The organism is Anaerococcus sp. mt242, from assembly GCF_016798225.1.
In the GTDB taxonomy this organism is placed as follows: Bacteria; Bacillota; Clostridia; order Tissierellales; family Peptoniphilaceae; genus Anaerococcus.
In genome coordinates this window covers 156,419-166,549 of record NZ_JAEUYX010000003.1, presented here as the reverse complement: position 1 = coordinate 166,549, position 10,131 = coordinate 156,419, and the positions used below count along the sequence as shown (strand labels likewise).

Here is a 10,131-nt window from a genome sequence, read left to right as displayed (position 1 = left end):
CTCATCCCAATATAAAAACCTGTTTTTATATAAATTATAAACATCTTTATCAAAAATTATTTCAGCAATATTTTCTCCAAATTCATTCAAAGATTTATAAATATCACCCTTATTATTTTTCAAAGTTGCCATAAAAAGCAAATGTATATCTCGAGTATTTTTATCTAGTATATAAAAATAACTATCCTCAAGATCTTCAAAATATTGATAAAAACTACCACGAGCTATGCCAATTTTCTCAACTATTGATTTTACATTTACTTCAGAAAATGGTTTATGAGAAAACTCCTCAAGTAATACTTTAGTAACTTTTTGCTTTTTTTCCTGGTCTAGATTATAAAAAGTATCTTTAGGCAAATTATCCTCCAATCATGACACTGTGTCACTTTTTTATTATAGATGACACGGTGTCATTTGTCAAATTAAAAAAAGGCCTATGCCTTTTTATTTTTATCTTCTTGTTTGGAACTCACTAGACCTCCAACCACTCCTAAGATAAGTCCAACTCCAATACCTACTGGCACATTTCCTCTAGCTGAACCAATTGCTGCACCAAGTGCTAGGCCCAAGCCTACCCAAGTCCCCATTTTGCTATCCATAAAATCCTCCTTGATTTATATATTTTTTTTAAAACAAATTATTCTATTGGCTTCACTAAATCCAATAGCCAGATGAAAGGCTAGGCTATCTAAATTTGTCAATTCACAATCACTTGCAAATTCTTTGCAACCCATATCTTTTGCCCAACTTTCACAAGTTTTTACTAGTTCTCTAGCAATATTTTGTTTACGATATCCTTTTTCTACAAATATGCCCTCTAAATATCCCACTGGGGTGGATTCTGTACCTTCTACGTAATCATATCTCAAACTAGCATTTGCAAAAGCTACTGGTAGATTATCGCTATACTTTATAAAACAAATACTATTAGGGTCATCTGTCATTTCACAAAATTCTCTGACTAAATCGTCAGCTGAATTATTATCCCAAATTTTTACAGCCATTTTAGCTAATATTCCTGCATCTTCTTTGCTAGCTTGTCTTATCATTTGATAGCCTGTCTATATAATTCTTTAGATTTATAACCTTCTTTCATAATTTCTACCATTTCATTTAGTCGTTTATCTATAGTTTTTTGAGTTTTGGCTGAATAAACATATCTTGCCCAACCTTTTTTATAGCCTGGAGTTAGACACTGGTAAAAATCATATTGTTTAGGATAATTCTTTAAAAATTCTTCTATATCTCTTATATTTTCAATATAGTCATCCACCCTAGCAGATGGTTTTTGAGATTTTTAAAAATCTTTTTTGGGTAGATGTTTTAAACCTATCAAGGTGTAGTTTTCATCTAAGGCTAACATTTTATTAAATTTAAACTGAGTGCCTTTTACATATCCGTCATCTTCATTTACATCTAAAAAGGGGAAAATATCATCTCGGTGAATGGAATCATGTCCTAACTTATTTTTATTTTTTGGATATACCAGGTAAATCAATCCATTTTCTTTTACATTTTTATTTTTCCATAAAGATTCTAAAATTTCCTTCATTTCTTCTAATGAATAGACATAGGCTATAGCCAAATCCAATAATCCGTCATTTTTATTTTTAAAATCAAATCCTTCAAAAGCTGTTTGTTTTTCTTTTGAATTTTTTACTAAAGCGATGTTCTCAAATTTATCCAACTTTAATTTCTTTTTTAAAGTCTCATCCATTGTTTTCTCTCTTTTCAATCTTTCTCATTGATTTTATTAAAATTTCTTCTAATACTTCTAAATTTATATCTTGAAGCCTATTTACATAAACGCAGCTTGCGCCTTGTGTATGTTTGCCTAGTTTTTTAAGCAAGTTCTCCCTATCTTGTAAATTCCTATCAATATATAAAGAAATTTTATTTTTCCTAGGGGCAAAGGCAATAATTGGAGACTGACCCTTTATTCCCGACTCAGTTTCATAGGTATATTCTCCAAATCCAATGATGCCCGGATACCAAACAACTGGCTTATATCCACTAAGTCTTTTATATAAATCAACTAGTATATTAGCATCCTCAATTTTACGATTTGAAGCTAAGTTATTTATAATATCTTCGACTTTCTGGCCTTTTGGTTCAAATTTTCCCATTTCTACCTAGCCAATCTATAGGTTTCATAATCATCAAGACTTTCACCATTTATCCATTTACTAATCATAGTAGATGCAATTTTAGAATAAACTGTACCATTTCCTCCAACTCCACAAACTACAAATATGTCCTTATTATCAGGATCTACTCCCATGTATGGCAAATTGTCTTTGCTAATGCCAAAAAGAGCAGCGTAGTTATATTCGGAAGTCATATCTTTTTTATCTACAAACATCAAGTTTGCACCCTTTATCAAATCTTTTTCATATTTTATTGCATCTTTTTCTTTTAATTTATCGCCCTTTTCATCAAAACCACCTATCATAAGTCTGCTATCAAAAGTTTTCTTAAAATAAGTATAGGCATCTTTAACTTCCCAAGTTAGATAATCTTCTCGATCAGATATGTCAATAACTTGGCTTACAGCTACATAGGTTTTATAAATTTCTACATTCTTTAAGCTTTTTTTTAATTGAACTGGTGGGTTGTATCCAGTTGCTATTACAATTTTTTTGTAAGATTTTTCTAATTTCTCACCTGCTATCTCTAAGCTTACAATATTTTCACAATTTTCTTTTATGGCTTCTATAAATCTTACACCTTCTACTATATCAAGATTATATTTTTCTGATGCAGTTTTTAACAATCTAAGCACAAAGGCGTAAGGATTTAAATTTATATCCGGACCACATTTAAGAGCGCCGTATGCATTTATATTAAGCTCTTCTAACTCTTTTTCATTTAAGTACTCTACATCATAACCTATTTCTTTTTGCATAGTGCTTTCATCTTTTACATCTTTGATTTTTTTCTTATCGGTAGCAAGTATTAGACTATCACTTTTCTTAAAAGTTTCTTGGTCAAGATCAACTAATTGTTTTTCAATTTTTATTAGATCAGCAACCGCTTCCTTAGACTGGTTATAAAACTTAACTGCTTTTTTAGTTCCTATTTGCTTAGCAAATGACTTTACTCCTTGGTCTGACATGTATTGGATAAGACCAGTATTTGCGGATGTTGAACCCGATGCAATCCTATTTTGTTCTATAAGTGTGACCTTGTGACCATTTTTAGATAGTTCATAGGCTGCCAAGGCTCCTGACATCCCTGATCCCACGACAAGTACATCGGAATTATCAGTGATGTTGTTATTTATGTTTAAACAAACAGCCTCAGTGTTAGCTGGCCAATATAATTTTCCTGTATGTAATTTCATATTTCCTCTTTTAATTTTATAATATTATTATTTTTACCCACAAGATATTGTAATTTTATATATCTTTGTATAATTTTTTGATGTCTAATAAATTCTTAATATCTGTTTCATTGATTTGATTAAAGTTTTGTACTGGCCAATTTGGATGATTATCCTTATCAATTATTTTCGATCTTATGCCTTCATTAATAGATTTTGTTGTTATGGCATATTGGACAATTTTTAAATCTAAATCGATAGTTTGCTCATAAGTTAATTTTTTGCACACAAAATACTTTTCAAACTGAAGAGTTAATATAAAAGGATCTTTATAAGATAGATTTTCATAAGTTTTTCTAGCAAATTCATCATTCAAATTAGAGTTTAATTTATTAAAGATTTCTTCCATGCTAGATAAGGAAAAATATTTTTCTATTTTTTCCATGTTATTTTGTATATAACTATCTTTCAAAATATTATTTGTTTTCTCTAATTGATTTTTAAGTTGATTTATTAAATCTTCACCTGCATATGTATTTGAAAGTTTATATAGAGTCTTTAAAAATTTTTCATAAGCTATTTGGCTAAGTTCTATATCTGCTAAATCATATTTTATTAGGTCATATGAATTTAGGCTTACACCACATAACCCAATATACTGACCTAAAGCTTGGGGCAAGTTTGAAATATATTTTTGAACTCCTACATCAGGCACAAAACCAAGACTTGTCTCAGGCATGGCCCAGTTTGTAGTTTTTTCGCATACTATCAAATCAGAATTTATACTAAGGCCTACACCTCCACCCATAACTATTCCATGCCAATGACTGATGATGGGTTTGCTGTAAGATTTAATATACTTATCCAAATCGTATTCTTTTTTAAATAATAAGTCCTTATCTTTGCAATTATCATTTATAAGATAATCATAATATATTTCTTTTAAATCTCCTCCAGCAGAAAATCCTTTACTAGATAAACTATCAAACAAAACAACATTTATATTTTTATCTGATTCCCAACTTTTTAAGATATAGTATATTTGATCGACCATAGATAGATTTAATGCATTAATCTTATCTGGCCTATTTAAATATATAATCCCAACTTTTTCTATTACTTTATTTTCTATCATAATAACTCCACTAAAAAACTTCACTTGTAAGTATAAAGTAAGTGAAGTTTTTAAACATTTATTTTGTAGTTTCTACTATTATATTTATAGCTTTTTCTATATCTGTATTTGGATTTAAAAATGCAAGTCTTAGTATAGTTTCCCCGTCAATGCTAGATGGTAAACAAAGAAGTTTTCCTCTTAGTGCCAAATCTCTTGACCATGCTTCATAATCTTCTTTTTGCCAGCCTTTTCTTTTAAAGACCACTATTGATAATGTTGGTTCCATAACTAATTCTAAGTGGGCAGTATTTTTTATGGCTTCGGCACATTTTTTTGCATTGGTTATACAAAGTTCAACTGCTTCACTATATTTTTTGCTACCATAAGTAACTAGTGAATACCATAATGGCAGTCCTCTTGTCCTTCTAGATAAGTGAATTGCCATATCTGTTGGATTTGATTGACTGTGGTCAACTCCTTCCAAATATTCTGCACGTTGAGAAAATGTCTGATATACATTTTTGGGATTCCTATACACTAAGCAACAGCAATCATACGGAGCAAATAGCCATTTGTGAGGGTCAACTATAAATGAATCTGCATTTTCTATTCCCTTATATAATTCTCTTACACTTGGAGCTAAAATTCCAGCCCCACCATAAGCACCGTCTATATGAAGCCATATATCATATTTTTTGCAAACTTCAGAGATAGATTCTATATGGTCGATAGAGCCAGTATTTGTTGTACCGGTAGTCGCAACAACTGCAAAAACACCTTCATTTTCTTTTATAAGTTTTTCTACACTTTGCCCTGTCATCCTGCCATTTTCATCAGTCTCAGCAGTAATAACATCTACGTCCAAAACTTTTGCTATTGTTTTTACTGATGAATGTGTATCTTTTGAAATAATTAACTTATAACCATCACTTGGTCTGCCATTTACATATTTTCCTTTTTCTTTCCAAAGATTTTTAGCATGGTCTCTAGCGCATGCTAGGGCAGAAAGATTTCCATGTGTTCCACCAGATACAAAAGTACCAACAGCTTCTTTAGGCCAAGATAGATTTTCTTTTAGCCAATCTACTACTTGATTTTCTGCAAAAATTGCACCAGCACCGCATTCCCAGATACCTCCGAATACATTTGCAGCTGATACCACTTCATCAAAGGCAACTGCCGCTTTTGTAGGTGCAGATGGTATATATGCAAAATTCATAGGATCATCGGCTGAACGAGTCGCCCTATTTAATATTTCAAAAATTTCTAAGGCTTGTTTTGGTCCAATACCATCTTCGGTAATAGTTTGGCCAACTTTTTCTCTTAATTCATTTGCAGTAAGGGCAGTTGTTTTTGGATCGGAACCAGATACAGTTCTCTCTTTTGCCCATTCTAAGCTAAGTTCAACTGCTTCATTTTCATGTGTCCAAAATTTATTATCCATAATTCACCTCAACAAAATAAATTTTCTACTTATTCTCCCTCTATAAAATAAGATACAAGAAATTTAAAATCCTCGCAAGTACACGCTTTGCAACGTTAAAGTGATTATTTTAGTTATTATTTTTTTCTATTAACTTTTCTTTTATCAAAAATTCTCTAGCAACTTCACTAGCTGCCTTGCCTTCCACATCTACCATATAATTCATTTCAGTCATCTGATCATTTGTTATTTTTCCAGCTAGTTTTGCCAGTATTTCTTCAAGCTCTGGATATTTTTTTAAAGTTTCACTTCTTAATAAAGGTGCAGCTTGGTAAGGTGGAAATAGTTTTTTATCATCTTCTAAAACTCTTAGTTTGTTTGTAATAATTTGACTATCTGTAGAATAAACATCAGTTATATCTATAGAGCCATTTGAAATTGCCGTATATCTTAGAGCAGGTTCCATAGTTTTTACATCCAAGTCTAAATTATATAAGTATTTTAATCCACGATTACCATCTTCTCTATCATTAAATTCTAAAGTAAAGCCAGCGATAGCATTATTCTCTACATTTTTTAAATCGGAAACTTTTTTAATATCATTTTCATTTGCAAAATCTTCCCTTACTGCTAGTGCATAAGTGTTTTGAAATTTACTTGGCGATAGTAAAGCTAAATTATCTTGCTCATAAATTTTATCCCTAGCTATCTTATAGACCTCGTTAGGGTCATTAGAAATTTTACCAATATCATTTTTTAAAAGTGAACTTGTAATCGTACCTGTAAATTCTGGGTAAATGTCTATACTTCCAGATTTTAAAGCTTCATATAAGAAGCTAGTTTTCCCAAAATTCGGCTTTAATTCCACTTTTATGTCAGAATTTTCTTCGATTAATTCCTTATACATATTTATAAGTATTTCTGGTTCAGCTCCAAGCTTTCCGGCTGCAACTAATTTTTTAGAACTTTTTCCTCCAAAAGGAGTTAAGCTTAAAAGTGTGACAAGACTTGCTATTATAAGAGTTATAAGTATCGTTTTTGGTTTTTTATTTTGTAATAATTTAATCAAAACTCCAAATAATATTGCCAAAATCGCTGAAGAAATCGCTCCAATTAGGATCAATGAAGAATTATTTCTATCAATTCCTAGCAAAATAAATGTTCCAAGTCCTCCAGCGCCTACCAAAGCCGCCAAAGTTGCAGTTCCTATAATCATTATGGCAGATGTTCTTACACCGGACATAATGATTGGCATTGCCAAACTTAGTTTAAATTTCTTTAATTTTTCCCACTTTGTCATACCAAAAGCAGTTGCAGCTTCTTCTAAAGATGGGTCTATTTCGGATAAACCTGTTACAGTAGCTTGATAGATTGGAAATAATGCATAAATTACAAGGGCTGTAATGGCAGGAATTTTTCCTATACCCATTAATGGAATAAATAATCCAAGTAAGGCAAGTGATGGTATAGTTTGAAAAATACCCGTTACTTGTAGTATTGCTTCATTTGCTCTTTTTTTATTTGATAAAGCTATAGCAAGAGGAATTGCTATTAAAATAGCTATAATTAAAGAAATTAAAGATATTTCTATATGTTCAAACAAGGCTCCTATCCAGTCAGATTTTCTTTCGATAAAAGTTGTTATTAAATTATTCATGGATGAGCTCACTTTCATTTTCAAAAAACTGGCTAACAAAATTATTAGCTGGGTTATTTATAATTTGCTCTGGCGAACCAATTTGTACAATTTTCCCATATTTCATAATACAAATCCTATCTGCTAATTTGATAGCTTCATTCATATCGTGAGTTACAAAAACCGTGGTGATTTTATAAGCCTTGTGGATTTTTGTGATTAAATCTTGCAGTTGGGACTTACTAATTGGATCTAAGGCAGAGAATGGTTCATCCATTAAAAGAACATCTGGATTTGCTGCAATAGCTCTTAAAATACCTATTCTTTGTTTTTCACCACCTGATAAATCTTTTGGCAATCTATTTCGATAAATTTTTGGATCCATGCCAACTTCATTTAAAAGTTTATCTGTAGTTTCAGTAATAGTTTTCTTATCCATTTTCTTCATTTCAGGAATAAGGGCGATATTTTCTGCTACTGTCATATTTGGAAATAGTGCAATTTGTTGCAAAACATAACCCATACTCAACCTTAAGTCTCTTAAGGGATAATCTTTTATTTTTTTATTATTAAAGAAAATATCTCCCTTACTTTGCTCTATTAATCTATTTATAAGTTTTAGTGTAGTAGTCTTCCCACTTCCACTGGGACCAACTATTACAAAAAATTCTCCCTTTTTTATCTCAAAATTTAAATCATCTAAGACCTTACCACTATCCGGATAAGACATAGATACGTTTTGATATTTAATCATTATTTATCCTTTCACACTTTCTTAAAATAACTAATCAAAAAAGACTTTTAAGATTTATACCTTAAAAGTCCTTTAACTAAACTAATTATCTTTTAGTATTTTATATTGTGTTTATCCATTCTTTCGCGAAATAAATCTGTAATAATCTTTTTAAGCTCTTCGCGTTCTTTTTCTGGCAATTCTCCAGGTTCTTTTGCAACAGCATATAAATCTGGATATTCGTTAGCAATTTTTTCTACGCTCTTAGTTGTAGCATGACCTCTTACAAAAAATGGAATTTTTTTAATCCATTCTTCAGGTACTAGGGTTAGAATTTTTTTAGTAGCTTCTTTATCAGTAAGCTTGGCTGTTAACAATCCTTTTTCAATTTCATCTTGGTCAGTTTTTGTAAAGTCTGTTAATTTCATATTTTATTTCCTTTCAATTATTAATTGTATGTTCTAATCTTAGGTTTCCTATAATTTATTATGAATTCTTCTATTTCATTGATATTCTCAGAAAACAAAGTATTCTTATTATCATCAGGGCTTAAGAATCCTTCATTAACCATTTTATTGAAAAAATCTTCTATATAATTGTAATAGCCATTGACATTCATCATTATACAAGGGCAGTCATTTTCTCCAACTCTAGCCCAAGATATGACTTGAGTAATTTCTTCTAGTGTACCAGGCCCCCCAGGCAAAGCAAGAAATGCATCTCCCATATCAACCATGTAATTTTTTCTATCAGACATATTATCAACTGTTATAAGTTCGTTAATATCTGGGTGACTAATTTCTCTTTCGACTAAGAAAGTAGGTATAATTCCTGTAACCTTACCGCCATTTTCTAAAACAGTATCGGCAAGTAAGCCCATTAATCCTACTTTTCCGCCACCATATATAAGTCTGTGGTTATTACTAGCTATCCATTTACCTAATTCAATAGTCTTTTCCCTATATATACAATTAGCTCCCAAACTGGCACCACAGAATACAGTTATATTCATTATTCAAATCTACTTTCTATTTTTTTTATATGATTTTCTAATATTTCTTCTAGTGATAGGTCATATTTATTTATCAATACTGTTATATTATCAATAACATCTCCTATTTCTTCTTTTATCCCTTGCATATTTTCAGACCTAGACTTTTCTTCTTCATCTGGTCTATCTCTTCCTATTTCATACTTTCTAATTGCTTGAGACAGTTCTCCGACTTCTTCACATAAAAAATTCATTCTAATAAAAGAGTTATATTTATCCCAGGATCTTTTATTATAAAATTCTTTATTCCAATTTTGAAATTCTTCAATATTCATATTATCCTCCTAATAGTCAATTATAAAATAAGTTTTATAGCTAAAATTAAATTATAAAATTATAAGTTTTCTACATCTATAACTTTAATATTGTTTTCCTCTAAAATTTTTGCAAAGACTCCCTTACCCTTTATAAGATTTCCAGTAAATGAGCCATCATATATATTATTTACCCCACAGGATGGGCTTCTTGATTGTAAGATTACTAAATCAACTTTATTTTTATTTATTATATCTAAAGCTATTTTGGCACCTTTTTTAAATTCATCATCAACAGATATTCCATCCTTTTGTTTAACAAGACCGTTTACAATCTCAGCTGGCAGCCTCGGTGTAGCTAGGCCTCCTAGAACTTCTGGACACAAAGATATAACTTCATGGTCTTTTACAAAATCAACTAATTTTTTATTATAATTATTGCCACCATTGTATTTACAATTTTCACCTAATAAACAAGCACTTACTGCAATTTTCATCTCTAGATCTACCTCATCCATTAAATTTTTACTATTAATACTATAACTCTTATTTATTATATTTAAATAAGTAACAACACTTGAAAAGTTCTTATAAT

General features: G+C 30.5%; 15 protein-coding genes. All 15 read right to left on the bottom strand.

Translation table 11 applies throughout. The annotated features are described in order from the left end of the window. Positions 1 to 357, bottom strand: a 357-nt coding sequence (locus JNO63_RS02915) for a TetR/AcrR family transcriptional regulator (RefSeq protein ID WP_203126987.1), incomplete at its 3' end; no start/stop codon positions are given. 77 nt (positions 358 to 434) lie between these two features. Continuing rightward, positions 435 to 599 carry a hypothetical protein gene (locus tag JNO63_RS02910; RefSeq protein ID WP_203126986.1) on the bottom strand — a complete coding sequence of 55 codons (165 nt, stop codon included), beginning with the start codon at positions 597 to 599 and terminating at the stop codon, positions 435 to 437. Between the two features lie 15 nt (positions 600 to 614). Then, a complete protein-coding gene (aac(6'), locus tag JNO63_RS02905) occupies positions 615 to 1,049 on the bottom strand; it encodes an aminoglycoside 6'-N-acetyltransferase (RefSeq protein WP_203126985.1) in 435 nt (144 codons plus the stop codon). Further along, entirely contained in the window at positions 1,046 to 1,273 is a 228-nt protein-coding gene (locus JNO63_RS08635) for a YdeI/OmpD-associated family protein (RefSeq protein ID WP_203126984.1), read from the bottom strand. The genes aac(6') and JNO63_RS08635 overlap by 4 nt, the downstream gene beginning before the upstream one ends. A gap of 24 nt (positions 1,274 to 1,297) precedes the next feature. After that, positions 1,298 to 1,717, bottom strand: coding sequence for a hypothetical protein (locus tag JNO63_RS02895; protein ID WP_203126983.1), 420 nt, complete (start codon positions 1,715 to 1,717; stop codon positions 1,298 to 1,300). Beyond that, entirely contained in the window at positions 1,710 to 2,126 is a 417-nt protein-coding gene (locus JNO63_RS02890) for a DUF1801 domain-containing protein (RefSeq protein WP_203126982.1), read from the bottom strand. Before JNO63_RS02890 ends, JNO63_RS02895 begins: the two co-directional genes overlap by 8 nt. A gap of 2 nt (positions 2,127 to 2,128) precedes the next feature. Continuing rightward, a complete protein-coding gene (locus JNO63_RS02885; protein WP_203126981.1) occupies positions 2,129 to 3,343 on the bottom strand; it encodes an NAD(P)/FAD-dependent oxidoreductase in 1,215 nt (404 codons plus the stop codon). Positions 3,344 to 3,398: 55 nt separating this feature from the next. Then, positions 3,399 to 4,457 carry an enoyl-CoA hydratase/isomerase family protein gene (locus tag JNO63_RS02880; RefSeq protein ID WP_203126980.1) on the bottom strand — a complete coding sequence of 353 codons (1,059 nt, stop codon included), beginning with the start codon at positions 4,455 to 4,457 and terminating at the stop codon, positions 3,399 to 3,401. A gap of 58 nt (positions 4,458 to 4,515) precedes the next feature. Then, positions 4,516 to 5,883 carry a pyridoxal phosphate-dependent decarboxylase family protein gene (locus JNO63_RS02875; protein ID WP_203126979.1) on the bottom strand — a complete coding sequence of 456 codons (1,368 nt, stop codon included), beginning with the start codon at positions 5,881 to 5,883 and terminating at the stop codon, positions 4,516 to 4,518. A gap of 109 nt (positions 5,884 to 5,992) precedes the next feature. After that, entirely contained in the window at positions 5,993 to 7,519 is a 1,527-nt protein-coding gene (locus JNO63_RS02870; protein WP_203126978.1) for an ABC transporter permease/substrate-binding protein, read from the bottom strand. Beyond that, positions 7,512 to 8,252 carry an ABC transporter ATP-binding protein gene (locus JNO63_RS02865; protein ID WP_203126977.1) on the bottom strand — a complete coding sequence of 247 codons (741 nt, stop codon included), beginning with the start codon at positions 8,250 to 8,252 and terminating at the stop codon, positions 7,512 to 7,514. The genes JNO63_RS02870 and JNO63_RS02865 overlap by 8 nt, the downstream gene beginning before the upstream one ends. Positions 8,253 to 8,344: 92 nt before the next feature. Next, positions 8,345 to 8,659, bottom strand: a complete 315-nt coding sequence (locus JNO63_RS02860; RefSeq protein ID WP_203126976.1) for a hypothetical protein — start codon at positions 8,657 to 8,659, stop codon at positions 8,345 to 8,347. 20 nt (positions 8,660 to 8,679) lie between these two features. Beyond that, positions 8,680 to 9,243 carry a TIGR00730 family Rossman fold protein gene (locus tag JNO63_RS02855; RefSeq protein WP_203126975.1) on the bottom strand — a complete coding sequence of 188 codons (564 nt, stop codon included), beginning with the start codon at positions 9,241 to 9,243 and terminating at the stop codon, positions 8,680 to 8,682. Then, positions 9,243 to 9,557 carry a MazG nucleotide pyrophosphohydrolase domain-containing protein gene (locus tag JNO63_RS02850; protein ID WP_203126974.1) on the bottom strand — a complete coding sequence of 105 codons (315 nt, stop codon included), beginning with the start codon at positions 9,555 to 9,557 and terminating at the stop codon, positions 9,243 to 9,245. Before JNO63_RS02850 ends, JNO63_RS02855 begins: the two co-directional genes overlap by 1 nt. A 59-nt stretch (positions 9,558 to 9,616) precedes the next feature. Then, complete coding sequence (locus JNO63_RS02845) at positions 9,617 to 10,054, bottom strand: DUF523 domain-containing protein (protein ID WP_238390459.1); 438 nt, start codon at positions 10,052 to 10,054, stop codon at positions 9,617 to 9,619. Between the last annotated feature and the right edge of the window lie 77 nt (positions 10,055 to 10,131).

Coding starts and splice junctions, on each gene's coding strand:
- JNO63_RS02890 (WP_203126982.1), bottom strand. CDS start 2,126: ATGGGAAAATTTGAACCAAAAGGCCAGAAAGTCGAAGATATTATAAAT.
- JNO63_RS02875 (WP_203126979.1), bottom strand. CDS start 5,883: ATGGATAATAAATTTTGGACACATGAAAATGAAGCAGTTGAACTTAGC.
- JNO63_RS02880 (WP_203126980.1), bottom strand. CDS start 4,457: ATGATAGAAAATAAAGTAATAGAAAAAGTTGGGATTATATATTTAAAT.
- JNO63_RS02850 (WP_203126974.1), bottom strand. CDS start 9,557: ATGAATATTGAAGAATTTCAAAATTGGAATAAAGAATTTTATAATAAA.
- JNO63_RS02855 (WP_203126975.1), bottom strand. CDS start 9,243: ATGAATATAACTGTATTCTGTGGTGCCAGTTTGGGAGCTAATTGTATA.
- JNO63_RS02895 (WP_203126983.1), bottom strand. CDS start 1,717: ATGGATGAGACTTTAAAAAAGAAATTAAAGTTGGATAAATTTGAGAAC.
- JNO63_RS02865 (WP_203126977.1), bottom strand. CDS start 8,252: ATGATTAAATATCAAAACGTATCTATGTCTTATCCGGATAGTGGTAAG.
- JNO63_RS02860 (WP_203126976.1), bottom strand. CDS start 8,659: ATGAAATTAACAGACTTTACAAAAACTGACCAAGATGAAATTGAAAAA.
- JNO63_RS02870 (WP_203126978.1), bottom strand. CDS start 7,519: ATGAATAATTTAATAACAACTTTTATCGAAAGAAAATCTGACTGGATA.
- JNO63_RS02885 (WP_203126981.1), bottom strand. CDS start 3,343: ATGAAATTACATACAGGAAAATTATATTGGCCAGCTAACACTGAGGCT.
- JNO63_RS02845 (WP_238390459.1), bottom strand. CDS start 10,054: ATGGATGAGGTAGATCTAGAGATGAAAATTGCAGTAAGTGCTTGTTTA.
- JNO63_RS02910 (WP_203126986.1), bottom strand. CDS start 599: ATGGATAGCAAAATGGGGACTTGGGTAGGCTTGGGCCTAGCACTTGGT.